Raw genomic sequence first — 26894 nt, 5'->3', positions numbered from 1 at the left:
GATCGCGGCAATCATGCCGTGACAGGAATTGGGTCGGGACCAGTGGGCGCACATAGTGAAGAGCGTGGAATGGTAGCGGGGAGCAGCCCGAGGTGAGTGCGCAGCGTACTGGCGATTTGACGATTGGCGTCATCGGGCCGCACGAAGTGGTGGAACGCGTCATGCTGATGGGCCCCGGGTCGACCGGGCCGCTCAACGCCAGACTCATCGCCGCTGCCTATCGAGATGAGCAAGAGGCCACCGACAAGGTGCTGCGCCTGGGGTCCGCGATCGACGCCTATTTGTTCGCGAGTCCGGTCCCCTACGAGTTCGCTCGCAAGGCCGGCGTGCTGACGATGCCCGCCACCTACGTCCCTCTCGGCGGGGCCAGCCTGCACGAGGCGCTGCTGCGGGCCACCCTGGACGAGAGGTTCGACCCGACCAGGGCGAGCCTGGACGTGCTCGGCCGGACCGACGTGGTCGAGGCCTACTCCGAGGTCGACCTGCCCGTCGACGGGATCCACGTGCACGAGGAGCTCGCCAGCACGGCGGCGCTGACCTCGTTCCACGAGGGCCTGTGGCGGCGCAAGGCCACCCGGATGGCCATCACCTGCGTGCGGGGCGTCGCCGAGCGCCTGGAGGCGGTGGGGGTGCCCACGCTCCGGCTGCGCCCGACCAACGCGGGCGTGCGCAGCGCCCTGCAGACGGCGGGACTGCTCGGCGCGCACCACCGGCTGGAGGAGGCGCAGTTGGGCGTCGTCATCGTGGACGTGCCGACGCTGCGCGACTCCACCCGCCGCTCCACGCCCCGGTACTGGCGCGACGAACTGCGGCTCGCCCTGCAGCGGCTGCTGCTGCAGGAGGCGCACCGCATCAACGCCACGGCGCACCCGGTGGACGACCACACGTTCATGGTCACCGCCACCCGGGGGTCGCTCGTGTCTGCCACCGAGGGGTTCCGCCAGCCCCCGTTCGTCGAGCGGATCAAGGCCGAGCTGGGCATCGCGATCGAGGTGGGGATCGGCATGGGCCGCACCACCCAGGACGCCGAGACGCACGCCCGCGCCGCGCTGAGCCGGGCGCAGGCCACGCGGCAGAGTTTCGCGGTCGACCGGGAGGGCCGCTCGCTGGTGCCGGCGCAGCGGGCGCCGCAGCGCCAGAGCAGCGAGCAACTGCGCACCAAGGGCCGCGAAACCCTGCTGCGGCTGTCGGAGAAGATCGCGGAGGAGGAAGGGCCGCTGGTGGTCGACGCCGAGGGCGCCGGCCGCATGCTGGGCGTCACCCCGCGCACCGCCCGCCGCCTGCTGCGCACCCTGGTCGAGGAGGGCCTGGCCTGGCCGCTCCCGCCCAACCGGACGCTGCAGCCCGGCCGCCCGCGCCAGTTGTACCGGCTGATCGTGGAGAAGCTCGACAAGGCCGGCAAGTAGCGCCGCCGACGCGGTGAGCCGGTAGCGGAGGAGGGGCCCGCCGCCCGCGCGGCGGGCCTTTCGGTTCTCCAGGTGGCCTTGGCCCCAGGGGGCCTTGAGGGCCCGTCCCAGGAGGGGGCTCGTGCGGGTGCGGTTCTCTCGTGTGGCCGAAGGTCCGTTGAGGTGAACGTCGCACCCGTGCGCGAAGCAGAACCGTCGCCCTTACCTCGGACCGACACCGGGGTTTCGGTCTGGACCGCAGGGCACCCGGTGTGCTTCGCGCGGAGCCGGGCACCCCGCACACGAGCCTTCGGCCGCACGACGGGCCGCCCGTTCACCGCGAACCCTTGTGGCCGAGGTTTCAAGACCCCCTGTGGCCGAGGTTCACGACCCCCTGCGGCCGAGGCCGGGATCGCTACCCGTTTCGGGTGGGGAAGGCCCCGGCGACCGCGAGGAAGGCGTCGTCGGCGTCCGGCGCTCCGATGCTGATCCGCACGCCCTCGCCGGCGAAGGGCCGGACCGCGACGCCCGCGGCCTCGCATTCGGCGGCGAAGTCGAGGGTGGCCTCACCCAGGCGCAGCCACACGAAGTTGGCCTCCGTCGGCGGCACCGTCCAGCCGTCGCCGATCAGCGCGTCGCGCACCCGGCCGCGCTCCTTCACCGTGGCCGCCACGCGCTCCAGCAGCTCCTCCTCCGCGGCCAGGGAGGCCTCGGCGGCGATCTGGGCCACGTGGTTGACGGCGAAGGGCACCATCGTCTTGCGCACGGCCTCGGCGACGTGCGGGTGGCCGACGAGGAAGCCCACGCGCAGCGCCGCCAGGCCGTAGGCCTTGGAGAAGGTCCGCAGCACGGCGACGTTGGGGCGGTCCCGGTACAGCCGCAGGCCGTCGGGGACGCCGGGGTCGCGGACGTATTCGCGGTAGGCCTCGTCCAGGATCACCAGCACGTGGTCGGGCACCCGGTCCAGGAACGCGGTCAGCTCGGCCTCGCGCACGGCCGTTCCCGTGGGGTTGTTGGGGTTGCAGACGAACACCAGCCGGGTGCGGTCGGTGATCGCGGCGGCCAGGGCGTCGAGGTCGTGGGTCTCCTCGCGCAGCGGCACCTGCACCGGTGTGGCGCCCGACAACCGCACCAGCAGCGGGTAGGCCTCGAAGGAGCGCCAGGCGTAGACGACCTCCGCACCGGGTTCGGCGGCGGTCGCCAGCAGCTGCTGCAGGATCCCCACTGAGCCGGCGCCCAGGGCCACGTGCTCCTCGGGGACGTCGAAGCGCCGGGCCAGCGCCGAGGTCAGCCCGGCGGCCCCGCTGTCGGGGTAGCGGTTGAGGTCGGCGGCGGCCGCGCTGACGGCCTCCAGGACCGAGGGCAGCGGGCCGTAGGGCGACTCGTTGGAGGAGAGCTTGTAGGACCGCCCGTCCGGCCCCTCGACCTTGCGCCCCGGCCGGTACGGCGGGATGGAACCGAGCACAGCCCTGAAATACGGCGAATTCCGCTCCGACACCGTTGTCCTTTCATCGATACTCTGTGCAAGGCTCAGATTACGCACAGCAAGGTCATGCTGGGGCTCCCCATTGAACCCCAGCCGCAATATCGCACAGAACAGGAAATAACACCATGGACCACCGGTGGAGGCCGCTGAAAGCGGCGGCGGCGTCGCTCGGAGTCGCGGCGGTTCTCGGCGGCCTGGCCGGATGCGGCGACGCCGACGGCGGCGCGGCGGCGCAGGAGGCCGACCCCAACGCCGAGGCCGCCACCCGGCTGAACGAGGCGCAGATGGTGCAGTTCGGCGAGGCCGATTTGCTGGCCGACCAGAGCGAGACCGGGACCTACGCCCAGTTGGCGTCGGTGCGGCGCACGGAGGAGCTGCGCGAGGACACGGAGCTCGACAAGCCCCAGTGCATGGACGCCGTGAACCAGTGGGGGCGGCTGCCCGAGGTGCGCGAGGCCCCCGCCTCGGTGGCCTCCTTCGGCGGTCCCGGCGCGACCATCACCCACACGCTGATCGGACTGTCGGAGCAGGCCGCCGTGAAGGCGCTGGACGCCGCCCCGCCCGAGGAGTGCGCCAGCTACGAGGCGACCGTCGAGAACGGCCTGAAGGCGCCCTACACGCTGCGCGACCTCGATCTGGCGACCGTGGGCGAGGAGTCCAGGGCCTTCGTGGTCGAGACCGAGGTGCAGGGCGAGCCGGTCCTGCTCTACGGCATGGTCTACCGCAACGGCGACTACCTGGGCAGCACCTCCGTCCTCGGCCCCGACGCCGACGCGCTGGAGGACACCCTGGTGGAGTTCTCCGAGGCCGCCCTGGAACGCGAGGAGAAGGTCCTGGGGCGGGGATAGAGGGGAGGGGCGGGCGCGGCTCTCACACCCGCCCCTTCGTCCTGCGGGCGTCGCGGCGCATCAGCCACAGGAAGAACGGGCCGCCGCACAGGGCGGTGAGGATGCCCACGGGGATCTCCTCCGGGCTGGCCAGGGTGCGGGCGGCCAGGTCGGCCAGGACCAGGAACGCGGCGCCGAGCAGGGTCGCCACGGGCAGGGCGCGGCGGTGGTCCGCGCCCACCAGCAGGCGGGCGACGTGCGGAACCATCAGGCCGACGAAGCCGATCATGCCGCTCACCGCGACCATGACGCCGGTGACCAGCGACGTCGCCACGACCATCACCGCGCGGAACCGGTCCACGGACAGCCCCATCGTGACGGCGGCCTCCTCGCCGGCGAAGAGCAGGTTGAACGCCCGCGCCTGGGTGAGCAGCAGGGCCAGCGCCACCGTCACGACGGCCGAGGGGAGCAGCAGCTCGTCCCAGCCGGTGCCGCCGAGCCCGCCCATGGTCCAGCGGGCCACCTGCGCCATCGCGTGCGGTTCGCCGGAGGTGATGATGAGCAGGCTCGCGACGGCGGAGAGCACCTGCCCCACGGCCACGCCGGCCAGCACCAGCCTTGTCGTCGTCATCCTGCCGCCCACCCGCGCCATCGCATAGACCAGGAGCAGCGCCACCAGCGCGCCGAGGAACGCCGAGACCGACAGGGAGTACAGCCCGAACAGGTTGATCCCGAGGATGACCACGGCGACGGCGCCGAACGTCGCGCCCGACGACACGCCCAGGAGCAGCGGGTCGGCCAGCGGGTTGCGCACCAGGGCCTGCAGCACCATGCCGATCAGCGCCAGCCCCGCCCCGACGACCGCGGCCAGCAGCACCCGCGGCAGCCGCGACGTCAGCACGATCGTCTCGTGCACCCGCGGCCAGGTGGGCTCGGCCAGGCCGGGCAGCGTCCGGTGGATCAGGATCCGCCAGGTGTCGGCGAAGGTGATGTCCACCGACCCGGCCATGACCCCGAATGTCATCATCACCAGCAGGGCCGCGCCCAGCAGCGGCAGCACGACCGCCGCGCGCAGCCGGCCGTTGCGCGTGAACGCGGCCCGGCCGCCGCCGCGCGGCCGGGCCGGGGCCGCGGCGGTCCGCGCGCGCACGCCGCGCCCGCTCAGAACGCGTCCGGGTGGAGCTGCTCGGCGATGTCGGTCACCGCGTCACCGGTCCTGACGCCGACCAGGGCCGATGTCAGCGGCAGCACCGCGAAGCGCTCCTCCTCGACCGCCGGCGCGCCGGCCAGCACGGGGTCGGCGAGGACCGCCCGGCGCTTCTCCTCGACGGAGGTGGCGCCGTAGTCGTAGAACAGGATGACCTCGGGGGAACGCGCGGCGGCCTGCTCGATGGAGACGTCGGCGAAGGTGTCGTCGACGTCGCCGAACACGTTGCGCCCGCCGGCCCGCTCGATCAGATCGGAGCCGATGCCGCTGCCGCCGGAGGTGAAGACGGTGGTGTCGATGCTGTCCACGACCAGCACGTCCACCGGTTCGACGCCTTCGAGCCGCGCGCCGACCTCGGCCAGGTCGGCGTTCATCTCCTCGATCAGCTCCTCGGCGCGCTCCTCCACGCCGAAGATCCGGGCGACGTTGCGCAGCTCGGTCTCGACGGTCTCCGTCGTCACCTCGTCGGCGCACTGCTCGATGTTGAGGTAGGTGGCGATGCCCGCATCGGCCAGCGCCGGCCTGCCGCGGCCCTCGGTGTCGTCGAACGCGCTGGTGAATCCGCCGTAGACGAAGTCGGGTTCGGCCTCCAGCAGGACCTCGAACGAGGGGTAGGCGTCGGCGAGCACCGGGACCGAGGCGTAGGCGTCGGCGTACTCGGGCGGGACCTCGTCGTCCAGGTAGGCCGTGCCCACCATCCGATCCTCCAGGCCGAGCGCCAGCATCACCTCTGTGACGTGCTGGTTCAAGGTGACCACGCGCTCCGGCGGCGCGTCGACGCGGGTCTCGGAGCCGCAGTTGCCGATGGTCACCGGGTAGCCCTCGGCGGGCGGGCCGGAGCCGGTCGCGGTCTGCGCGGGGGCGCCGCAGCCGGTCAGCGCCACCGCGGTGGCGAGCGCGGCGGGCAGCAGGAGGCGGTGCGGTCGGTCGGGAACGGGGGTGGTGGGCACGTCTGGGTCCTCTCCCGGGATCCGGGCGCGGCGGGGAGGACCGGCAGCGGCGATCGGGCCCGCGGCCGCTTCCCCCGGGGTCCGCGCCCTCGTGGACGAAGCGGCGACGGCCCAGTCTCCTGACTCCCGGATCATCGCCTCCCCCGGCCTTCCAGCGCTTTCGCGCCGTGGCCCTGCGCGGGGTCGGCTCCTCGGTCACAGTGGCGGGACCGTGCCGGATTCGCACCGGCTTCCTGGTTTCCGTCGCGCCCACAATGCTAGCCGCCGGGGACCCGCGCGGACATGGCGACCGCCGGGGAACGGCCGGGGCCCGCCCGGCGCCGACCGTGCGCACACCCCTGATGACCGGCGAATACGGGCTCTGAAAAGGGGAGAGATCCATGGCCGATACGACAACGCGCACGCGGGGGCGCTGGCCATCTCGACAACCCTGGACCACGAATGAATCGATGATGTCTCGAATCGGTCAGCAGCTCGATATCGGTCATTGCCCGTGCCGGACCGCGCAGTCATGATCCGTGTAGTCCTGCGCCGTCGATTCGTGAGAGATGGGGAAGCCGCGTGAGCAGCTCCATGATCGGATCGGTCGTCACCTTCGCCGTTTACTTCGTGGTGATGGTGGCGGTCGGTCTGCTGGTGTACAAGAGAACGACCTCGCTGTCCGACTTCGTGTTGGGCGGCCGGCAGCTCAACAGTTGGGTGGCCGGCCTGAGCGCCAACGCCAGCGACTTCAGCGGATGGCTGCTGCTGGGCCTGCCCGGCGCGATCTACCTCTCCGGCCTGGGCGAGGCCTGGATCGCGGTCGGCCTGGGCATCGGCTTCTACGCGAGCTGGCGCATCGTCGCCCCCCGGCTGCGCGTCTACACCGAGCGGGTCAGCGACCTCCGCAACGGCGGGGAGTCCAACTCCCTGACGCTCTCCTCCTACCTGGAGAACCGGTTCGGCGACCACAGCGGGCTGCTGCGGGGCATCTCCGCGATCCTGATCCTGGTGTTCTACCTGTTCTACGTCGCCTCCGGCCTGCTGTCGATGGGCGTGCTGTTCGACCAGGTCTTCGGGTGGCCGCCCGCCATCGCCGTCATCGTCGGCGCGTCGATCATCGTCCTCTACACCTTCCTGGGCGGGTTCCTCGCGGTCAGCCTGACCGACGTGATCCAGGCCGCGATGATGTGGATCGCGCTGCTGATCGTGCCGGTCGTCGCGGTCGTCACCATCGGCGGGTTCGGCACGGCCCTGGACACGGTCGGCGACCGCAACGAGAACCTGCTGTCGGCGTTCGGCGGCGCCTCGCTCGCCGACGGGAGCTGGCAGACCACCGACGCCCTCGGCGCCGTCGTCATCGTCTCCGGCCTGGCCTGGGGCATCGGATACCTGGGGCAGCCGCACATCCTGGCGCGCTTCATGGGGATCCGGTCCATCGCCGACATCCCCAAGGCCCGCGTCGTGAGCGTCGGCTGGGCCGTCACGGCCATGTTCCTGGCCGTCCTCGTCGGCTTCTCCGGCATCGCCTACTTCGACACCCCGATCGACAACCCCGAGAGCGTCTTCCTCTCCCTGATCCAGGCGCTCACGCACCCGCTCGTGGCCGGCCTGCTGCTGGCCGCCGTGCTCGCCGCCGTCATGAGCACCGCCGACTCCCAGCTCCTCGTCGCCGCCGCGGCGCTGACCGAGGACGGCTACCGCGCGTTCATGGACCGCGAGGCCCCGGCGCGCAGGCTGGTGCTGGTCAGCAGGCTCGCCGTCATCGGCGTCGCGGTCGCCGCGGGCCTGCTCGCCCTGTACAGCGACGAGAACGTCCTCGGCCTGGTCGGCTACGCCTGGGCCGGGTTCGGCGCGGGCTTCGGTCCGGTCATCGTGCTCTCGCTGTACTGGAAGAAGATGAACTGGATCGGCGCGCTCGGCGGCATGATCGGCGGCGGCGCCACCGCCATCATCTGGGACATCCTCGACGAGCGGGTCCTGGGCACCGGCCTGTACGCGATGGTGCCCGCGGTCGTCGTCTCGCTGGCCGCGATCTTCATCCTCAACCCGCTCGGACGGGCCACCGAGCGGATGGGCGACGACTTCGACGTGATGGAGCGCGAGGTCGGCGCGGGGGTCTGACGCCGGTTCCGGTGAAGGGGCCGCGGGCGCGGGGAGTCCGCGGTCCCTTTTCTCCCATTGGAGGCTGTGACGTCCCGGTTATGGCGCGGGACGCGCCGTGACGGTAGAACGGTCGGCATGACCGCCACGAACGAGCGCCCCGCCGCATGGACCCGGCTCGACGTTCCCGAAGGGCTGTGCCTGGGGACGCTGGCCGCCGAACCCGGCGGCTTCCGGCTGGAGGCCAGCGAGGTCGTGGTGGACCGGCGGGAGCGGTTCTCCTGCCGGTTCACGGTGTGCACCGATCTGGCGTGGGCGACCAGGGAGGTCCGCGCCGAGGTGCTGACGGAGGAAGGGGCGCGCTCGATCGAGCTGACCTGCGGCGGAGGGCAGTGGCGGGTCGACGGCAGGCGCGACCCCGCGCTGGACGGCTGCGTCGACGTCGACGTGGCGGCCACGCCGCTGACCAACACCCTGCCGATCCGCCGCCTCGGCCTGGCCCCGGGGGAGTTCCGTGACATCGGGGTCGCCTGGATCGACGTCCCCAGCCTCAAGGTGCACCGGATGAAGCAGCGCTACACCCGGCTGACCCAGTCGGGCGGCCTGGAGCGCTACGAGTACCGCGCCCCCGGTTTCGGCGCCTTCGACCTGACCGTCGACGGCGACGGCCTGGTCATCGACTACGAACACTTCGCCAGGAGAATCCGCTGACCGGCGCGCTCGGCGGGCGAGGATCAGGGGAACAGCCTGGTCAGATCGACGTCGATAGGAAGGGGACCGCCAGCCGCAGCCGCTCGCGCTCTATGGCGGTGGGCACGTACCGCCCGGTCACGTCGTCGAGTTCGTAGACGTGGACGACCGGTGACTCCTTCTCCTCCTCGATCCGCCGGAAGTGCCGGATCCCGGCCTTGGCGTACTTCAGGGGCCTGGTCTCCCGGTCGCGCTCCTCGGACTCCTCCGAGACGGTCTCGACGACGAGCAGCACGTCCTCCGGCAGGTGGAACGTGCGGTCGTCGTCCGGCCCGCTTTCGCGAAAAGCGATGATGCCGGGCTCTGGCCGCTGGCGATGGCCGAGTTTGACGGTCCTCTCGATCTCGACGCCTATGCCTTCAGGAGCGGCGGCGTCCAAAGCACCTCCCAACCGCAGCATCACCCGCGAGTGGAAGGACCGCTGGGGTGCCATCACGATGAGCGCTCCGTCGATCAGTTCAAGGTGCCGGGGGGCTTCCGGCGGAAGCGAGTCGAGGTCGTCCGCCGTCCAGCCGCCGGGCGGAGGGAAGAACCAGTCGGGCAGCGGCTCAACGGACATCGTCGGCTCCTTCACCCGGATCGACATGACCGGCCTGCCTCCAATCGGCGTATGGCGGAATCGTCGGAGACAGACCTTATGACGAGAATACCCAGCGGGGTGGGGAAAACCCCGGAACCGCTCGCGGCTCCGGGGTGGGCGATCGGGATCACGGTGGATTTCGGGGGAAGACCGCGACGGTGGTCGGACATATGGGGTACACCTGGTGTTCATGGACCCGTCCACCATCGTGTACGACCGCCGGGGCGCGGGCAGTCCGCTGGTGCTGCTGCACGGTCTCGGGCACCGCAGCCAGGCGTGGTATCCGACCATGGCGGAGCTGGCGCGGCGGCACGACGTCATCGCCCTGGACCTGCCCGGGTTCGGCGGGTCTCCGGCTCCGGGCGGCGACGCCCGCTACGACATCCCCGCGCTCGTGGACGCGGTGGCCGGGGTGTGCGACGCGCTCGGGCTGCGGCGGCCGCACGTCGCGGGCAACTCGCTCGGCGGCGCCATCGCCCTGGAACTGGGCGCGCGCGGTGTCGCGGCCTCGGTGACCGCGCTGTCCCCGATCGGGTTCACCACCGCGCGCGAGACCGCCGGAACCCGGCTGCTGACGCTCGGCCTGGGGCTGGCGGCGCGGGTGCCGGAGCGGGTCCGGCTGGCCGCGGCGGACAGCCCGCCGGCGCGGGCCGTCGCCCGGCGGATGCTGCGCGGCGCCCCGGGCGACGCGGGCAACCGGGAGCTCAAGTTCGACGCCACCGTGCTCTCGGCGGGGTCCCCGTTCGTGCGGCTCACCCCGCACGTGGTCGGCTACGCCTTCACCGCTGGCCCCGTCCCGTGCCCCGTGACCATCGGCTGGGGCGACCTCGACCGGGTCCTGCCCGTGCGGGCAGGGCGCCGCGCGCTCACCCGCATCCCGCACGCCCGCCAGGTCACCCTGCTGGGCTGCGGCCACGTTCCCATGGCGGACAGCCCGCGCGCGGTCGCCGCGACGATCACCGACACCTGCCGCGCCGCCGAGCGGGCGGCCGGGGCCGCGGTCCCGGCCTGACCCTCACCGCCGCCGCGCGCCCGGCCGGACCGAGCGGCCCTTGCCCAGCGTCAGCTCGTAGGCGAGCCCGACCGCGTCCTTGGCCGGCATGCCGGTCATCAGCGAGGCCATGCGCCGCTCCGCCTCCTCCTGCGTCCGCGGTCCCCAACCGGTCACCCCGACCAGCAGCGCGCTCCCGGCGAAGTCGATCCCGGCCCAGGCCAGGTTGCGCGTCGGGGAGGAGTCCGGTCGGCCCGGCGTCAGCATGCGCTTGCCCGTGGCGCCCATGATCAGGTGGGGGACGGCGTCGGACAGCAGGATCCCGGCCGCGACGTCGGCCATGACGGTGCGCTTGCGCATACCGGCTTCCTCCAGGGACGCGATGGTTCCTCGCACGCGGGCGGTCCGCCCGGACAGCAGGCTCTCATACGGATCGGCCGAGGCCGCCTTCCGCGGCGCCGCGGCCGTGTGATGTGATGCCGGGGCCGCGGCGCACGGCGCGGCCCCGTGCCCGCACGGGTCGACGACGAGGGGTGAGGGTGCAGCGACACGACCACATCCGGTTCCTGGACGCCGAGGGCGAGCGCATGGCCGAGGCCGCCGAACGGGCCGGGCTCGACGCCGAGGTGCCGACCTGCCCGGGGTGGCGGGTCCGCGACCTCCTGCGGCACACGGGCGGCGTGCACCGCTGGGCGACGGAGATCGTCGGCGCCCCGTGCGCGCGGCCGCCGGGCGGGCAGCGGACCCGGGAACTCATGGAGTCCTGGCCCGAGGACGACGCCGGGCTGCTCGGCTGGTTCGCCGAGGGCCACCGCCGACTGGTGGAGATCCTGGACGCCGCACCGCAGGACACCGAGTGCTGGAGCTTCCTCCCGGCCCCCTCGCCCGTGGCGTTCTGGGCCAGGCGGCAGGCCCACGAGACCACCGTGCACAGGCTCGACGCCGAGGCGGCCGCCGGTGCCGCGGCCGCGGCACCGGTCCCCGCCGACCTCGCCGCCGACGGGATCGAGGAGCTGCTGACGGGCTTCTTCGCCCGGCGCGACGGCAGGATCACCGCCGATCCGGCGCGGACCCTGGCGGTGCGGGCGGCCGACACCGGCCACCACTGGCCGGTCACCGTCGCCCCGCACGGGGTGGACGTCGCGCCGCACCCGGACGCGGCCGAATGCACGGTCTCCGGCCCGGCCGCCGACCTGTACGCGCTGCTGTGGAACCGCGCGGACGGCGACGGACTCGCGGTGGCGGGCGACCCCGCGGTCCTCACGTTCTGGCGCGACCGCGCCCACGTCACCTGGGGCTGAAGAGCCCGGTCCCACCCGGCTTCTGCGGGCCTCAACGGGACCGTGCGGCTTCGCCGGGGGCGGCCGAGGGCGTGCGTGCGGAGTCGATCACCTCGTCGAGGATGTCGCGCGAGGCCAGCAGCCGGTCGATCATGCCGTCGATGCGCTCGCGCTCGACCGCGAGGTTGTGGAGCAGGTCCGGCGCCGGTCCTCCGGCCTCCTTCGAGCGCATGCAGGGCAGCAGCTCGGCGATCTTGGAGCTGCACAGGCCCGCGGAGAACAGGCACTGGATGCGGTCCACGGCCGCCACCGCGGTGACGTCGTACTCGCGGTGCCCGCCCGCGGTGCGCCGCGCACTGATCAGCCCCTGCTGCTCGTAGTAGCGCAGCGACCGCTCACTGACCCCGGTGCGGCGCGCCAGCTCCCCGATGCGCATCGTGACCTCGCTCACAAAGAGTTGAACCTGACACAGGTGTCAAATTCTACGGTGATCCCATGAACGCAGCCGACACCGCATCCAGCCCCCTGCTCGCCCCCTACGCCCTCGCGGCGCTCGACCTGCCGAGCCGGGTCGTCATGGCGCCCATGACCCGGTTCCGCGCCGACCGCCGCGGTGTCCCGACCCCGATGATGGCCGTCTACTACGCGCAGCGGGCCTCCGCCGGACTGATCGTCTCCGAGGGCGTCTGGCCGAGCGTCCAGGGCCAGCAGTACCTCACCGAGCCCGGCCTGGCCACCGACGAGCAGGTGGCCGCGTGGCGCACGGTGACCGACGCCGTGCACGCCGCGGGAGGGCGGGTCTTCGCCCAGATCATGCACGCCGGCCGCAACGGGCACCCGGCCAACCGCATCGACGGGGGGACGCCCCTCGCCCCCTCGGCCGTCCCCCTCACCGCCCCGATGCACACGCTGGAAGGCAAGCGCGCCCCCGTGGCGCCGAGGGCGATGAGCACCGCCGAGGTCGGGCAGGCCGCCGCCGACCACGCCGCCGCGGCGCGCAACGCCCTGCGCGCCGGATTCGACGGGGTGGAGATCCACGGGGCCAACAGCTACCTGCCGCACCAGTTCCTCGCCGACAACACCAACCTGCGCGGCGACGCCTACGGCGGCACGGCGGTCAACCGGGCGCGGTTCGTGATCGAGCTGGCCGAGGCCGTGGCCGACGCCGTCGGGGCGGAGCGCGTCGGGCTGCGGCTGGCGCCGGGCAACCCGGAGAACGAGATGGTCGAGGCCGACCCGGCCCCGGTGTACCGGACCGCGCTCGCCGCGATCGACCGGCTCGGCCTGGCCTACCTGCACCTCACCGACGGCGCCGACTACCCCGCACTGGCCGACCTGCGCCCCCACTGGAGCGGCGCCCTCGTCGGCAACACCGGCGAGCACGAGGTGACGACCCTGGAGTCGGCGGAGCGCCTGATCAGCGAGCGCGGGGCCGACCTGGTCTCCATCGGCCGTCCCTACATCGCCACCCCCGACCTGACGGAGCGCATCGCGGCCGGCGTCCCGTGGTCGCTGCCGGAGGGGGACTTCCACTACGGCGCGGGCGAGCGCGACTACATCGACTACCCCAGGGCGGTGCCGGAGCCCGCGGCGGCGGTGCGGCCACCGCCGCGGGCCCCGGACGGGCTGCTCGGGAAGGGGGTTAACCGAACAGCTCGTCGTGGGCGGCGAACGCCGTGGCGATGTCCACCTGGGCCCAGAACCGGTGGTAGGTGAAGGTCGGGACCTCCCCGCCGTCCAGGTACTCCTGAACCTCGGGCCACGCCGGATCGTCCTCGTAGAAGGACCGGATGGAGGCGAAGGTGGAGCCGGGCTCGACCGGGTCGCCGTTGGGCATCTCCCCGGACCAGCCTTCGGGGATGTAGACCTCGTCGGCGAACCGCCGGTAGTCGGCGCGGGTCTCCTCGGTGGCGATGCCCAGCTCGTCCTGGTTGGCGAGCAGGGCGTCCAGCAGGTCCTCACCCATGGCGCGGGCCTCGGCGTCGCCGGACTCGGCCGCGTAGTACAGCAGCGTCTTGGCCAGGCCTGCGGCCACGCCCACGTCCTGCCCGTGCGAGACGACCTCGACGTGCAGATCGGGGTTGCCGGTGGAGGTGCCGTCCCAGGTGTCGGGCCGGCCCTCCCACTCCATGTCGGCCGGGACGGCGAAGTCGCCGCCGGTGCCGACCTCGGTGTTGGCCATGGCCCAGGGCACCCAGTCGTCCAGGATGGCCCCGGCCCGCTCGTCGCCCGTCTCGTGGTAGAGCTGCGCGACGCGCTCGATGCCCCACACCTGGAAGCCGAACCACCGGTTGGACGGCGGGTCGTGCCAGACCGGCTGCCAGTCGTAGTACATCCCGTAGAACTGCGGGGTGCCCGCGGGCGGTGCGGAGTAGTCGCCGGCCCAGCTGTTGGTGGCGCCGCCGGCGATGCCGCCCTCGGCGGACTGCAGCCACTGCAGGAACTCCAGCTGCCGGTCCATGCTGGTGGCCCAGTCCTCGGTGCCCGTGGCCGAGTCCGGCTCAAGGGCGTCGACCTCCGACAGCGCGTAGGCCGCCAGGGGGTTCTGGTAGCCCTGGTGCGAGGAGCTGCCGCCGATCCGCCAGGCCCACGGGTACTGGGCGCTCTCCAACGCGCCGCCCCAGGCGTAGTACCAGGACATCAGGTAGTGCGCGCTGTTCTTGCCGCTGCCCGCAGCGCATTCGGTGGCGCCCACGCAGTCGCCGATCTCCTTGAAGTACTTGTCGTACATCGCGTAGCGCAGGTAGTCGCCCATCATGGCGGCCTTGTCCACCGACTCCGAGACGGCGCCGGCGTTGCCCTGCTCGCCGGCCCACTGGTGCGCCAGGTAGGCCACCTGCACCGCGCGCGCGTCGGCGTCGGGCGCGTTGGTGTAGCGCCACTGCTCCGAGTAGGTGCCGTCGTCGGTGAACAGGTCGAGGAACCCGTTCTCGCCGCCGTGGTCGAACGTCTCGCATGACGGGTGCGGCACCGTCTCCCAGACCGACTCCTGCGAGCCGCGCTGGAAGGTGTTGACGAACGCGGGCGCGTCGTCGGTGCCGTCGCCGCAGAAGCCGTACCCGTAGGTGTTGTCCACGTCGAGCAGCCAGTGCATGCCGTACACCTCGTCGGTGCCGTAGGTGCTGCTCAGTTCCTGGGCGAGCGGGTCCTCGCCCACCGACACGCCGTTGTCGAGCGCGGACGGGTAGCCCTGCGGGGTGTCGTGCTCGGGGATGTAGGTCGCCGGCGCCGACGGGTCGTAGGCGCCGTTGGTGGGCTGGTCCTCGGTGCCCGGGATGATGAACTCCTCCATCGACTCCCAGGCGTCGTTGAACGGCTCCCACTCACCGGTGATCCTGCCGTAGGCGGCCTCCAGCCACAGGTAGTAGCTGAACGCCTCCGACGTCGTGGCGTGCCCGTGGTCGGGCGCCTCGACGATCAGGGTCTCCACCGAGTGGTAGGGCACGAGAAGGCCGCCGAACTCGCGGAAGTAGCCGCTCGCCGGGTCCTTGATCTTCTCGTACTGCTCCAGGAACGCCGTCTCGTAGTCGGAGGTCGACGCGTCGACCTCGCGCACCTCGACCGTCGCGGCGTCGTAGCCTTCGGCCGAAGCCGTGAAGACGGCCGTGCCGAGGTCGCCGCCGTTGTCGGCGGAGGCGATGGAGACCTCCTGGGCCTCGTCCCAGTCGTCGCCGGTGAAGGTCAGCTCGGCGCCGCCGGAGACGGTCAGGTCCTCGCTGCCCTCGGTGCGGGCCACCTCGACGGAGACGTCACCGGAGGGCTCGTTGGACAGGGAGACGTCGAAGGTGCCGCTGTCGCCCTGCCGCACGCTCAGCGACGAAGGACTCGCCACCAGCGCCGGAGCGGACAGCACCTCGATCGCCACCGGGGCCGATTCGGTCTCGGCGCCGCCGTCGTCGACCGCCGTGGCGGTCAGCGAGTACGGGCCGACCTCGGCGTCGGTCCAGGAGTAGGTGTAGGGGGCGGTGTCGTCGGTGCCGAGGACGGTGCCGTCGGCGCTGAACTCCACGTGCTCGATCGAACCGTCGGCGTCGGCGGCGTCGGCCGCGAGCTCGACGGTGTCGCCTGCGAGGAAGGCTGCGCCGTCGGCCGGCGAGGTGAGCTCGACCTCCGGCGGCGCGTTCCCCCCGGTCCCGCCGCAGTCGACGCCGTTGACGGTGAACCCGGTCGGTTCGCCGTTGGCGCCGCTGATGCTGCCCTGGAAGCCGACCGTCGCGGTCTCTCCGGGGTCGAGGTCGGGGTTCCAGCCCGGGTGGTTGACGGTGACGGTGTCGCCGCTCTGGCTGAACTCGCCGTTCCAGCCGTTGGTGATCTGCTGGCCGTCGGGGAAGGTCCAGCCGAGGGACCAGTCGGGGACCGCGTCGCCCTCGTTGGTCACGGAGACATCGGCGGTGAAGCCGCTGCCCCACTCGTTCGTGACGTTGTACTCGACGGAGCAGGCCACAGCGGCGGCCGCGGGCGTCGCAGGGAGCAGCGCCGCGACCAGAGCGGTCGCGAGCGCGCCCGGCACCGGCGCTCTTCGGCGCCGGCGTGCTGACAGTTGGGGAGTCATCTTCCTGGCAACCTCCGTTTTCGGGGGATCCGCGCGGCCGCGCGGAGCTGTGGGCGTCGCGGGGGACGCGGGGAGGACGTCGGATCCGATGGCGGGCACGGCGAGCGGCGGCGCGTCGGGGCAGGGGCCGCGTCGCGCCGGACCGGACTGTGGAAGGGGGAGCGGGACGGCGTCGGCGCGCGTCCGGCTCGTGCGGGGGAGGGGGATGCGGGGTTCGGGGCGGGGACGGGTCGGTGTCCTTTTGGGAGCGCTCCCATGACCGGAGGAGGAGGCGGTCGCATACGTTCGTCCGGGACGGGCACCACCTTTGTCCAGCCCCGCGGACGCGCGATGTGACCTCAGTCACGGGAGCGCTCCCATAAGAAGGGTAATCACTTCGAAGCGTTATGTAAACATCCCGTAACCAGGCGATTCCCCGCCCGGATTTCCCGGCCGACCTTTTTGATCTTGTTTCCCGCCCGTTGATCCGATTCCCGCTTCGACGGAGGCGGGACGCTCGGATCACCGGGCCCAAGGTGGCAGCGGCGGGATTGTCCCGCCGCTGTTCTCTTCGGATTCCGTCTGCTGCGCCCGCGGGGCGAGGTGGGATCCCAGGGCTCGGGTTCGCTGCGCCGCCGGCGCCTGCGCGCACTGCGACGGCCGACTCCCTGCGTGGACCCGGTCGTCGAACATCGGTCGGCCTCATCCGATGATCTGAGCTCCCTACCTCTGTCGAAACGAGTGTCGAAATCAATGGTGGGAAACGAGACCGGAAATGAATTCCCGCGCACCACTTTCACCCTCCGTTAATGGGTGTTACATTCGTGCGCAGTATCTGGGAGCGCTCCCAGCAAGGTCGGTCCTCCGTCGCGGCACATCCCCCCGGTGCGGACGCACCTTCTCTCAGAAAGCGCGTGCACCGCTGAAGGAAGGCGTACATGCGAAGAGCACTCACGATCGGGTTCGCGGCCCTCACGCTGCTCGCCCCGTCGGCGGGCGCGGCCCAGGCGGTCTCCGCGCCGGCCGCCGCACCGGCCGAGCAGGCGGCCGACACCGCCTACGACTGGCGCAACGTCGAGATCGTCGGCGGCGGTTTCGTCCCGGGGATCGTCTTCAACCAGACCGAGCCGGACCTCGTCTACGCGCGCACCGACATCGGCGGCGCCTACCGCATGAACCCCGACACCGGGCGCTGGATCCCGCTGCTGGACCACATCGGCTGGGACGACTGGAACCTGACCGGCATCGTCAGTCTGGCCACCGACCCGGTGGACCCCGACCGCGTGTACGTCGCGGCCGGCAACTACACCAACGACTGGACGTCGCAGAACGGCGCCGTCCTGCGCTCGGCGGACCGCGGGGAGACCTGGGAGCGCACCGACCTGCCGTTCAAACTGGGCGGCAACATGCCCGGCCGCGGCATGGGCGAGCGCCTCGCCGTGGACCCCAACGACAACAGCGTCCTCTACCTCGGCGCCCCCAGCGGCCACGGCCTGTGGAAGAGCACCGACCACGGGGAGACCTGGGCGGAGGTCACCGCCTTCCCCAACCCCGGCGACTACGTCCAGGACCCGAACGACGAGAGCGGCTACCTCTCCGACAACCAGGGCGTCGTGTGGGTGACCTTCGACCCGACGACCGGCACCGACGGCGGCGCCACGCAGGACGTCTACGTCGGCGTCGCCGACAAGGACAACACCGTCTACCGCAGCACCGACGGCGGCGAGAGCTGGGAGGCGATCCCCGGCCGGCCCACCGGCCACCTGGCGCACAAGGGCGTCCTGGACCACGAGAACGGGATCCTCTACATCGCCACCAGCGACACCGGCGGGCCCTACGACGGGGGCAGCGGCGACGTCTGGAAGTACGACACCGCCACCGGTGAGTGGACCCGCATCAGCCCGGTGCCCTCCGACCACGAGGACAACAACTACGGCTACAGCGGGCTGACCATCGACCGGCAGAACCCCGGCACGATCATGGTCGCCACCCAGATCTCCTGGTGGCCCGATGTCATCTTCTTCCGCAGCACCGACGGCGGCGAGAGCTGGACCCGGATCTGGGACTGGGGCGCCTACCCCGAGCGCACCGAGCGCTACGAGATGGACGTCTCCGGCGCGCCGTGGCTGACCTTCGGCCAGAACCCGGCCCCGCCCGAGTCGACGCCCAAACTGGGCTGGATGACCGAGTCGCTGGAGATCGACCCGTTCGACTCCGACCGGATGATGTACGGGACCGGGGCCACCGTCTACGGGACCGATGAGCTGACCGACTGGGACCGGGACGAGACGTTCACCATCGAGGTCATGGCCCAGGGCATCGAGGAGACGGCCGTGCTGGACCTGGTCAGCCCGCCCGAGGGCGCGCCCCTGATCAGCGGCCTCGGCGACATCGGCGGCTTCCGCCACGACGACCTGGACACCGTGCCCGACATGATGTTCACCGGTCCCGGCTTCGACAGCACCACCAGCCTCGACTACGCCGAGTCCGACCCCGGCGTCGTCGTCCGGGCGGGCGACTTCGACAAGTCCGCGCGGCCCGACGACAGCAGCGTCGCCTTCTCCACCGACGGCGGCTCCAACTGGTTCCAGGGCGGCGAGCCCGAGGGCGTCACCGGCGGCGGCACCGTCGCGGCCGCGGCCGACGGCAGCCGGTTCGTGTGGTCCCCCGAGGGTACGGCGGTGCACCACTCGGTCGGCTTCGGCACCACCTGGACGCCGTCGGAGGGCATCCCGGCCGGTGCGGTCGTGGAGTCCGACCGCGTGAACCCGGACGTCTTCTACGGCTTCGCCGGCGGCACGTTCTACCTGAGCACCGACGGCGGCGCCCACTTCACCGCGACGGAGGCGGGCGGGCTGCCCGCTGAGGGCGACGTGCGGTTCAAGGCCGTCCCCGGCCTCGAAGGCGAGATCTGGCTGGCCGGCGGCGCGGAGGGCGGCACCTACGGCCTGTGGCGCTCGACCGACTCCGGCGCCGGCTTCACCAGGGTGGAGGGCGTCGAGGAGGCCGACAGCATCGGCTTCGGCAAGGCCGCGCCGGGACAGGACTACATGGCCCTGTACACCAGCGCCCAGATCGACGGCGTGCGCGGCATCCACCGGTCCGACGACGCCGGGGCGAGCTGGGTGCGCGTCAACGACGACCAGCACCAGTGGGGCTGGACCGGCGCCGCCATCACCGGCGACCCGCGGGTCTACGGCCGGGTCTACGTCGCCACCAACGGCCGCGGCGTCGTCTACGGAGACCTCACGAACCCGCCGACCGACGACGGCGGCGGTGACGACGGTGGAGGCGACGACGGCGGCGGTGACGACGGCGCTGACGGGTCCTGCCGGGTCGACTACGCCACCCAGGACTGGTCCGGCGGCTTCACCGCGACGGTCGGCGTGACCAACACCGGCGACACCGCCGTCGAAGGCTGGAGCCTGGAGTTCGACCTCCCGGCGGGCCAGCGGCTGGAGCACGGCTGGAGCGCCGAGTGGTCGCAGAGCGGCAGCACGGTCACCGCGACCGGCATGGCGTGGAACGCCGATCTGCGGCCCGGAGCCTCGGTCGAGATCGGGTTCAACGGCTCGGCCCCCGACGGGACCTCACCGCCGTCGTCCTTCACCCTCAACGGCGCGACCTGCAGCGGCGGCGAGTAGCGACCAGCCGGAAAGAGACCTCACCGACCTCCGAGCCGCGGGCGCCGGAACCAGCGCCGGGCCCTGCGGACCCGAGGTCGGAGGAGGGGCGGGGAGACGAGCGGGCCGTCAGGAGTGGGCGGCCCGCTCGGCCGCGCCCTTGAAGCGGGCCGGCCGCCGAACTCCTCCCCGGGCTCGCGCGGCCGGAGACCCTCCCCGGTCTTGACCAGGGTCGGTTGTTCGAGGCCGGAGACGAAGGGCACCCAGTCTCCCCGACGCCGGCTCCCGCCCTTCGCGCCACCTCGTCAGGAGCCCTTCGAGTCGGCGGCCGTCATGCCGGACCCGGCACAACCGGGTCCCTTCCGGCGCGCAGCCGGGGGAGCGGGGAATGCGGGGGGCACGCTCGACGACGGTGCCGAAGACATCGGTGCTCCGCCTCCACCGGAAGCCCTGCGTCACCGCTCATCCGCTCATCTCCGCTCATCATGGGGGCGGTCCGCTCACACCGCCTGTTCCAGACGGTCGAGGGGAGCGGTCCCGCCCAGCCGCCGGTGCAGGTGGCGCAGCCCTTCGGCGGTCACCCGGAGCTGCGGCCTGCCGGGCATGCGCCTGCCGGTGCGGGGGTGGTCGTAGGACGTCGGCCGCAGCCGCAGGTGGCGCTGGTGCCGGGCCAGGGGGACGTCGGTGTCGGGGGAGACCATGCCCTCGGCCCGGATGAAGGCGAACAGCCGCCGCTGGCCCGTGGAGACGGCGGGGTCCCGGTTGAGGATGTAGGCCGCCTCGCGCACGGAGTAGTCCCCGTCGGCCGACACCAGGACGCTCCACGCGTGGGCGGCCGGCTCCGGCTCCCCAAAGGCCGCCCGCGCTTCGAGCGCCTGCTCCGCCGCGTCGGAGATCGCCTTCCCGAGCCGGCTGATGTGTTCGAGCGTCTCGGGACTCATCGAACTGAAATCGGTGCTCTCAATGCTTCCGATCTGTTCCACCGTTCCTCCTGGGAGGTCTTTCCTTGACCGATGCGAGGGTTTGTTCAAAAGCGCTGCTTCGGGGCGGAGCGGATCGACTCATCGGACGGACCCGTCCGATTGATACAACAATGACGGGCCCACGGGAATTCCCCGGTACCTCCTTTTCCGGATTCGATCCTGCCCGCCCGGGATGTCCGCGGCCAAGACCTGCTGTGCGGCATTCTCCGCTGCCGGGCGGCAGGTGGCCGTGATCGGAGAAGCGGCGGCGAGGGCGGCAGGGCGGGGCTGCGGGAATGCCCTCCCGCCCCGTCCCTTCCGTGACGGTCTCGCTCCTGGAGTGCTGTCGGGAGGCCGATATGACTCCAGGATCAAGGCCATTCTCGAGAACCCGGTAAAACGGGCGCATTAAAACGGACGCGTGTGCGCCCGTCCGGACCCGCCGCCGGCCTTGCCGCCGCTTTTCCACCCGGGACCACCCGATGCCCGAGAGCGAGCAAGGCCGCACAGCGGACCGGGGCCGCGTACCCGCCGGCGGTCAATTCCCGGTGTCGCGCCCGGCGTCCCTCGCGGCCATGTCCAGGAGCTCCTGCAGGCGCAGGCCGCGTTGGGCGTCGAGTTCCGGCGGGGTCCCCGAGCGCACCGCCGCGGCGAACTCCCGGCGCAGGACCGGCCAGCACTCGTCGTGGTCGATGCCGCCGGTGTCGTAGACGAGCTCCTCGTCCGGGCCGTACAGCTCCACCCGGGTGCGCGCCTTGGACAGCCGTACCGACCCCGACAGCGAGGCCTGGCTGACCGCGCCGTTCTCGTGCTCGCAGGCCAGCTCGATCCACGTGCGGGGGTCTCCCGTCGCCCGGACGGCGGCGATGCGCCCCACCGAGGCGTCGAGCAGGTCGAGCAGGTGGGGGCCGAGGTCGAGCAGCGCGCCGTGCTCCAGGCGCCACTGCGTGGCGAGGTCCCCGCCGAGGAACGCGCCGTGCAGGTAGCAGGAGCGCGCGCCGGTGACCGCCATCCGCTGCGCGCGCGCCAGGAACCGCCGGGTCTCCGGGTGGTAGCGCTTCGTCAGCACGAACTGGGAGACGACGCCGGCCCGCGCGACCGCGTCGGCGACCGCCCGCGCCCCGTCGAGCGTGGGGGCGAGCGGCTTCTCCAGCAGCACCGCGCGTCCGGCCTCGGCGGCCAGCGGCGCCAGCTCCGCCTGGACGGCCGGGGGCACCGCGAAGGCGACCGCCTCGCAGGTGTCGAACAGCTCCCGCACCGACCCGGCCGCGACCGCCCCGAAGCGGTCGGCGAGAGCCGCGGCGGCATCGGGCCGACGGGCCCAGACGGCGGTGAGCCTGGTCTCGGGGCCCGCGGCGAGCACGGGGGCGTGCATGGTCGACGCCCAGGGGCCGGCGCCGACGAGCCCGACCCGCACCGGCCGGTCCGGGCCGTTCACGCCGTCGCCGCCTCCGACGCCCCTTGCGCCACCGCTCACGCCACCGTTCCCGGCGCCGCCCGCAGCACCACTCGCACGGTCGGTCATGACGCCGCCCCTTCCGCCAGTCGGGCGTCGGCCTGCGCGGGCGCGTAGAGGTGCTCGACCACGAGGTGGCCCACCCCTTGCAGCCCGGCCCGCTCACCGAGCCGTCCGGTGACGACCTGCAGGTTGCGGGTGGCCCTGGGCAGGGCGCGCTGGTAGAGCACCTCGCGCACCCCGGTGACGAAGTGGGTCTCGGCGAGGTCCCCGGAGACCATCAGCACGCCCGGGTTGAGCAGGCAGACGACGGTGGTCAGCACCTCGCCGACCCGCTGCCCGGCCTCGCGGGCCAGCCGCACGGCCTCGGGCAGCCCGGCCATGAGGTGCTCCCGGACCCCCGAGCCCGAATCGGTGGGCACGCCGAGCCCGGTCAGCGCCTTGGCGAGCGCCCCTCCGCTGGCGACGGCGGCCAGGCACCCGTAGGACCCGCACTGGCACAGCGCGTCGGCGCGGTCGTGCAGCCGGATGTGGCCGATGTCGCCGGCCCCGCCGTCGATGCCGCGGTACACCGAGCCCGCGGTGACGACGCCGGCGCCGATGCCGGTGGAGACCTTCACCAGGACGAACGCCGGGCAGTCGCGGTAACCGGCGACCTGCTCGCCCAGCGCCATCATGTTGGCGTCGTTGTCGACGAGGACGGGGACGTCGAAGCTCTTTCGCAGGTGCTCGGGGACGGGGTAGCCGTCCCAGCCGGGCATGATCGGCGGCCGGATCACCCTGCCGGTCCCGAACTCCACCGGACCCGGCACGGCGACGCCGATCCCGCACACCTCCCCGGGGTCGCGCCCCGCCCGCTCCAGCAGCCTCCCGAACCGGCCGGCCAGGGCGTCGAGCACCGGCTCCGGCCCGTCGGCGACGGCGAGGTCGCCGGTGTGCTCGGCCAGCGGGCGGCCCGCGAGGTCGAGGACCGCGGCGCGGGCGCGCGTGGTGTCCAGGCTCGCCGCGAGCACGACGGCGTGGTCCTCGCTGAACTCCAGCCGGGTGGGCGGGCGCCCGCCCGAGGAGGAGTCGACGCCGGACTCGCGCAGCCAGCCGGCCCCGAGCAGCAGGTCGAGCCGCTGGGCCACGGTGGAGCGGGACAGCCCGGTGAGCGCCTGCAGCTCCCTGCGCGTGCTCGCCCGCCCGCTGCGGATCAGCTCCAGCATGCTCCCCGCGCTCGTCGGTGCGGTCGCCATCGCGTTCTCCTCTCCCCTCCTCGTCACGGCCGCCGCCCTCCCCTGCGGGGCGGCCCTCCACGGGGCCGCTCGGTTCCCGGCCGCTCAGCTCTTGTCGGCCCCGCTGGTCAGGCCATCGGTGAGCATGCGCTCCGCCGCGTAGAACAGGGCGACCACCGGAACGGTGAGCACGACCGAGCCCGCCATGAGGACGGTCTTGGGCACCTCGATGCCGTTGGCGAGCTGCTGCAGGCCGAGGGAGACGGTCCACAGGCTCGGGTCGGCGGCCAGGAACAGCAGGGCGAACAGGAACTCGTTCCAGGCGATCATGAAGACGTAGAGCCCGGTGGCCATCAGCGACGGCGCGGCAAGCGGGAGCACAATCCTACGCATGATCGACAAACGTGAGCAGCCGTCCAGCGCCGCGGCCTCCTCGACGCTCCTGGGGATCGTGGCGAAGTAGTTGCGCAGCATGTAGATGGAGACCGGCACGGTCTGCGCGATGTAGACGATCGCCAGCCCCACCAGGCTGCCCTGGAGCCCGATCTTGGCGAACATCACGAACAGCGGGACGGCGAGCAGGGTGGCCGGGAACAGGTAGACCGCCAGGAACAGCGCGCCGACCTGCCGGCCGCCGAAGAACCTCAGCCGGCTGATGGCGTAGGCGCCGGGGACGGAGGCCAGAAGGGTGAGCGCGACCGTGCCCAGCGACACCAGCGCGGAGTTGCCCAGCAGCCGCAGGAAGCCCTGGCCGCCCTCCTCCGTCGGGGTGAGCACGGCGCGGTAGGTGCCGAGCGTGAACTCCGACGCCGACACCCAGATCCGCCCGGGGTCGAGGAGCAGGTCGTCGATGGGCTTCACCGACAGCACCAGCATGTAGTAGAAGGGGAAGAGCGTGATCACCGCGAGGAAGGCGATCACCACCCACCGCAGGACCGCGAAGAGCCTGATCTCGAACTGGGCGCGGGTCACTGTGCCTCCTCCTGCGTCTTCCTGGCGAAGAACGTGAAGTAGACGCCGAGCAGCACGGCGAGCACCGCCGCGAGGACGAGCGCCTGCGCCGCCGCGGCCCCGACGTCGAAGCGGGCGGTCAGGAACTCGTAGACCCGGACGGCGACCACGTCGGTACCGGCGCCGCCGCCGGTGAGCAGGTAGACGTCGTCGAACTTGTTGAACGTCATGATCAGGCGCAGCACCGCGAGCAGCGAGATCACCGGCATCAACTGCGGCAGCAGGATGTGCCGGAAGTTCTGCAGCGGGCTCGCGCCGTCGATCCTCGCCGCCTCCTCCAGCCCCGACGGCACGGCCTGCAGCCGGGCGAGCAGGAAGAGGAAGGCGAAGGGGAAGTAGCGCCAGATCTCGAACGCGATCACGGTCAGCAGCGCGACCGGGACGGGCAGTTCGACGCCGAGGACGGTGACGTCGGTGTTGCGCTGGCTGAGGAAGGCGACGGGGCCGTCCCAGCCGAGCACCCCGGTCCCCCACTCGTTGACGATCCCGTACTGGGGGCTGAGCATGACCTCCCAGACGAACGTCACGGCCACCACCGGGGCGACGTAGGGCAGCAGCATCGAGCCGCGCAGCGCGGCGCGGCCGCGGAACGGGCGGCGCAGCGCGAGCGCGGCGACGAGGCCGAGCGCGATCGAGCCGAAGGTGGAGCCGGCCGTGTAGAGCAGGGTGGTCCACAGCGACGACCAGAACCCGGGCGAGGCGAAGACCTGCTCGAAGTTGCGCAGCGTCCAGTTGCCCAGCAGTCCCTGGGTCTGGATGTCGACCAGGCGTGCGCGCTGGAAGGCCAGCAGCACCGTCCACGCGATGGGCAGCACGACGACCACCAGCACCACGATGAGCGTGGGGGAGACGAAGGCGAGCCCCGCCCGGTTCTCCTGGGCCGCGGCGGTGCCGCGTTTTCGGCGCTGTTCCCCGCCCTTCGGCGCGGATCCGGAGTCCGACCGAGCGGGCGGCTCGGTGAGTCGAGTCGTCATGTGTGCACCTCGGATCATGGCGTACCGGCCGGTTGCGCGCGGCCGGTCACTGGAGCGACGTCTGGATGGCCGTGACGTCTTCGTGGGCCTGCTCGGCGGCCTCGTCCGCGCTGATCTGGCCGCCGGCCATGGCGCTGATCGCCCGCGGCACGGGGAGTTCGCCCATGGTGGCGCCGATCAACGCGCCCCGGCCTTCGGTGATGCCCCAGCGCCGCATGCGGGTCAGGCCGTTGCGCTGCTGGTCGAGGACCTCCTGGGGGAAGACCTCGGACAGCGGCGCCCTGGTGTCGACCCCGGCCTCGCTCTCGTCCCAGGCGCGCTGGAACCGGTCGGGGTCCTCGGGCGTGCCGTTGCGGGCGGGGAACTTGCCTTCGGGGGCCATGCCGAACCAGTCCGCGTAGCCCTCGCCCAGCATGTGCTCGACGAACGCGCGCGAGGACTCCTCGTGGGCGGTCGTGGTGACGGCCCAGGAGGTGACCTCGCCGAACTGGGCGGGGGCGGCTCCGTCGGGGCCCTGGACGGCGGCGACGACGCCGCTGTTGTCGGCCAGCCACCGCGGGTCGTCCTGGCAGCGGGGGCAGCTCGGCAGCGCGTCGGCTCGCAGGCCGGCCAGCTCGTCGAGCAGGAACGACGACCACACGATCATCGCGGATCTCCCGGCGAAGTAGGTCGCGCGGGTGGAGTCCACCGTCTGCGCGCCGCTGGCCGAGTACTGCGTGACCAGGTCGCCGTAGAAGGAGAAGGCGCGCCGGCACTCCGGGGAGTCCAGCGCGACCCCGTCGGAGGGGGCCACGAGGTCGCAGCCGTTGGCCAGGGCGACGTACTCGAAGCTCTGCTGGGTGAAGGCGTCGCCGGGGTCGGTGGCCAGCGAGATCCCGTCCATGCCGGGCGCGTCGAGGGCCGCGGCGGCCTTCTCGATGTCGGCGTAGGTGGTGGGCGGCGCCAGCCCGGCCTCCTCGAACAGGTCCGTGCGGTAGACCAGCAGCTGCGTCCAGGCGTCGGAGGGCACGGCGAGCCGGGCGTCGCCGTCGCCGGTGAGTTCGAGGGCGCGCTCGTTGAAGGTGCCGGGGTCGAGGTCGGCGACGATCCGCGTGGCGGCCTCGGTGTTGAGGAGGTCGTTGGAGGCCATCTGGCGCACCGACGACAGCGGAACCGCCCCGATGACGTCGGGGAGGGTGCCCGCGGCGGCCGAGGACATGATCAGTTGGCCGAGCTGGTTCTCGTCGACCCCGACGAGCTCGACCTCGATGCCGGTCTCCTCGGTGAAGCCGTCGATGATCCGCTGTGTGGCCGCGGTCCTCTCGGTGAGGTTCTCCAGGCTCCACACCGTGATCGTCGTGCCGTCGTCCTGGGCCGGCTGCGTCGAGCACGCGCTGAGCGCCATGCCCGTGGCGGCGGCGGACGCGACGAGCGCCGCCAACCGGCGAGACCTACGCATCGTCTGCCTTTCACATGCGGGTGTGCTGGTCCGGCGAGGACGGGATACGGAATACGGGCGGTTTGCCCGAAATCCTTGCCGGTGTGCCTCATCACAGCACTACTTTTGCGTGCTGACAATACCTAAGATAGAGATAGATCCAAC

The 26894-nt window shown here is 72.3% G+C and carries 21 protein-coding genes and 1 riboswitch; of the genes, 8 read left to right on the top strand and 13 right to left on the bottom strand.

Going from position 1 to position 26894, the window contains the following annotated elements; genetic code table 11:
- The first annotated feature begins 146 nt into the window (after nucleotides 1-146).
- Nucleotides 147-1406: a transcriptional regulator gene (locus HDA32_RS26950; RefSeq protein ID WP_179646985.1), complete on the top strand. Its 1260-nt coding sequence runs from the start codon at nucleotides 147-149 to the stop codon at nucleotides 1404-1406.
- A gap of 394 nt (nucleotides 1407-1800) precedes the next feature.
- Here the strand turns inward: HDA32_RS26950 and hisC are convergent, their stop codons facing one another.
- The gene (gene hisC, locus HDA32_RS26945; RefSeq protein ID WP_179645817.1) at nucleotides 1801-2883 is read right to left on the bottom strand and encodes a histidinol-phosphate transaminase; all 1083 of its coding nucleotides are present in this window, start codon (nucleotides 2881-2883) and stop codon (nucleotides 1801-1803) included.
- A gap of 113 nt (nucleotides 2884-2996) precedes the next feature.
- Here hisC and HDA32_RS26940 point away from each other — a divergent pair, with 113 nt between their 5' ends.
- Nucleotides 2997-3719 (top strand): hypothetical protein, encoded by a 723-nt coding sequence (locus HDA32_RS26940; RefSeq protein WP_179645816.1) that lies wholly within the window; start codon nucleotides 2997-2999, stop codon nucleotides 3717-3719.
- Between the two features lie 22 nt (nucleotides 3720-3741).
- Here the strand turns inward: HDA32_RS26940 and HDA32_RS26935 are convergent, their stop codons facing one another.
- Together HDA32_RS26935 and HDA32_RS26930 are read right to left on the bottom strand one after the other, a co-directional pair.
- The gene (locus tag HDA32_RS26935; protein ID WP_312863346.1) at nucleotides 3742-4848 is read right to left on the bottom strand and encodes a FecCD family ABC transporter permease; all 1107 of its coding nucleotides are present in this window, start codon (nucleotides 4846-4848) and stop codon (nucleotides 3742-3744) included.
- Nucleotides 4849-4859: 11 nt separating this feature from the next.
- Nucleotides 4860-5855 carry an ABC transporter substrate-binding protein gene (locus tag HDA32_RS26930; RefSeq protein WP_312863345.1) on the bottom strand — a complete coding sequence of 332 codons (996 nt, stop codon included), beginning with the start codon at nucleotides 5853-5855 and terminating at the stop codon, nucleotides 4860-4862.
- A 92-nt stretch (nucleotides 5856-5947) separates the two neighbouring features.
- Nucleotides 5948-6135, bottom strand: a riboswitch (cobalamin riboswitch).
- Nucleotides 6136-6428: 293 nt separating this feature from the next.
- Here HDA32_RS26930 and putP point away from each other — a divergent pair.
- Nucleotides 6429-7958: a sodium/proline symporter PutP gene (putP, locus tag HDA32_RS26925; protein ID WP_179646983.1), complete on the top strand. Its 1530-nt coding sequence runs from the start codon at nucleotides 6429-6431 to the stop codon at nucleotides 7956-7958.
- Nucleotides 7959-8075: 117 nt separating this feature from the next.
- Nucleotides 8076-8648 (top strand): putative glycolipid-binding domain-containing protein, encoded by a 573-nt coding sequence (locus HDA32_RS26920; protein WP_179645814.1) that lies wholly within the window; start codon nucleotides 8076-8078, stop codon nucleotides 8646-8648.
- A gap of 40 nt (nucleotides 8649-8688) precedes the next feature.
- On the opposite strand, the gene HDA32_RS26915 is transcribed toward HDA32_RS26920, so the two are convergent.
- Nucleotides 8689-9246 (bottom strand): Uma2 family endonuclease, encoded by a 558-nt coding sequence (locus HDA32_RS26915; protein WP_179645813.1) that lies wholly within the window; start codon nucleotides 9244-9246, stop codon nucleotides 8689-8691.
- Between the two features lie 211 nt (nucleotides 9247-9457).
- Here HDA32_RS26915 and HDA32_RS26910 point away from each other — a divergent pair, with 211 nt between their 5' ends.
- On the top strand, nucleotides 9458-10279 hold the full coding sequence (locus HDA32_RS26910) for an alpha/beta fold hydrolase (protein ID WP_179645812.1): 822 nt from the start codon (nucleotides 9458-9460) through the stop codon (nucleotides 10277-10279).
- Nucleotides 10280-10282: 3 nt separating this feature from the next.
- Here the strand turns inward: HDA32_RS26910 and HDA32_RS26905 are convergent, their stop codons facing one another.
- A complete protein-coding gene (locus tag HDA32_RS26905) occupies nucleotides 10283-10618 on the bottom strand; it encodes a hypothetical protein (RefSeq protein ID WP_179645811.1) in 336 nt (111 codons plus the stop codon).
- Between the two features lie 179 nt (nucleotides 10619-10797).
- Here HDA32_RS26905 and HDA32_RS26900 point away from each other — a divergent pair, with 179 nt between their 5' ends.
- Nucleotides 10798-11559: a maleylpyruvate isomerase family mycothiol-dependent enzyme gene (locus HDA32_RS26900; protein ID WP_312863344.1), complete on the top strand. Its 762-nt coding sequence runs from the start codon at nucleotides 10798-10800 to the stop codon at nucleotides 11557-11559.
- A gap of 31 nt (nucleotides 11560-11590) precedes the next feature.
- Here the strand turns inward: HDA32_RS26900 and HDA32_RS26895 are convergent, their stop codons facing one another.
- Nucleotides 11591-11989 (bottom strand): MerR family transcriptional regulator, encoded by a 399-nt coding sequence (locus HDA32_RS26895; protein ID WP_376766992.1) that lies wholly within the window; start codon nucleotides 11987-11989, stop codon nucleotides 11591-11593.
- A gap of 44 nt (nucleotides 11990-12033) precedes the next feature.
- On the opposite strand from HDA32_RS26895, the gene HDA32_RS26890 reads away from it, so the two are divergent.
- Nucleotides 12034-13254, top strand: coding sequence for an alkene reductase (locus HDA32_RS26890; protein ID WP_179645809.1), 1221 nt, complete (start codon nucleotides 12034-12036; stop codon nucleotides 13252-13254).
- On the opposite strand, the gene HDA32_RS26885 is transcribed toward HDA32_RS26890, so the two are convergent.
- On the bottom strand, nucleotides 13181-16090 hold the full coding sequence (locus HDA32_RS26885; RefSeq protein ID WP_179645808.1) for a glycoside hydrolase family 48 protein: 2910 nt from the start codon (nucleotides 16088-16090) through the stop codon (nucleotides 13181-13183). The genes HDA32_RS26890 and HDA32_RS26885 overlap by 74 nt on opposite strands.
- A gap of 917 nt (nucleotides 16091-17007) precedes the next feature.
- Between HDA32_RS26885 and HDA32_RS26880 the strand changes: the two genes are divergently transcribed.
- The gene (locus tag HDA32_RS26880; RefSeq protein WP_179645807.1) at nucleotides 17008-19713 is read left to right on the top strand and encodes a cellulose binding domain-containing protein; all 2706 of its coding nucleotides are present in this window, start codon (nucleotides 17008-17010) and stop codon (nucleotides 19711-19713) included.
- 479 nt (nucleotides 19714-20192) lie between these two features.
- Here the strand turns inward: HDA32_RS26880 and HDA32_RS26875 are convergent, their stop codons facing one another.
- The 6 genes from HDA32_RS26875 to HDA32_RS26850 all read right to left on the bottom strand — a co-directional run bounded on the left by HDA32_RS26875 (nucleotide 20193) and on the right by HDA32_RS26850 (nucleotide 26750).
- Entirely contained in the window at nucleotides 20193-20675 is a 483-nt protein-coding gene (locus HDA32_RS26875; RefSeq protein WP_312863342.1) for a phage antirepressor KilAC domain-containing protein, read from the bottom strand.
- A 517-nt stretch (nucleotides 20676-21192) separates the two neighbouring features.
- Nucleotides 21193-22131 (bottom strand): Gfo/Idh/MocA family protein, encoded by a 939-nt coding sequence (locus HDA32_RS26870; protein WP_312863341.1) that lies wholly within the window; start codon nucleotides 22129-22131, stop codon nucleotides 21193-21195.
- A 44-nt stretch (nucleotides 22132-22175) separates the two neighbouring features.
- A complete protein-coding gene (locus tag HDA32_RS26865) occupies nucleotides 22176-23348 on the bottom strand; it encodes an ROK family transcriptional regulator (protein WP_179645805.1) in 1173 nt (390 codons plus the stop codon).
- Between the two features lie 84 nt (nucleotides 23349-23432).
- The gene (locus HDA32_RS26860; RefSeq protein WP_179645804.1) at nucleotides 23433-24299 is read right to left on the bottom strand and encodes a carbohydrate ABC transporter permease; all 867 of its coding nucleotides are present in this window, start codon (nucleotides 24297-24299) and stop codon (nucleotides 23433-23435) included.
- Nucleotides 24296-25312, bottom strand: coding sequence for a carbohydrate ABC transporter permease (locus HDA32_RS26855; RefSeq protein ID WP_179645803.1), 1017 nt, complete (start codon nucleotides 25310-25312; stop codon nucleotides 24296-24298). Before HDA32_RS26855 ends, HDA32_RS26860 begins: the two co-directional genes overlap by 4 nt.
- 46 nt (nucleotides 25313-25358) lie before the next feature.
- The gene (locus HDA32_RS26850; RefSeq protein ID WP_179645802.1) at nucleotides 25359-26750 is read right to left on the bottom strand and encodes an ABC transporter substrate-binding protein; all 1392 of its coding nucleotides are present in this window, start codon (nucleotides 26748-26750) and stop codon (nucleotides 25359-25361) included.
- Nucleotides 26751-26894 lie beyond the last annotated feature (144 nt).

Source organism: Spinactinospora alkalitolerans, assembly GCF_013408795.1.
GTDB classification, from domain to species: Bacteria; Actinomycetota; Actinomycetes; order Streptosporangiales; family Streptosporangiaceae; genus Spinactinospora; species Spinactinospora alkalitolerans.
The sequence above is the reverse complement of the archived record's forward strand: the minus strand, read 5'-3'. Positions and strand labels throughout refer to the sequence as shown.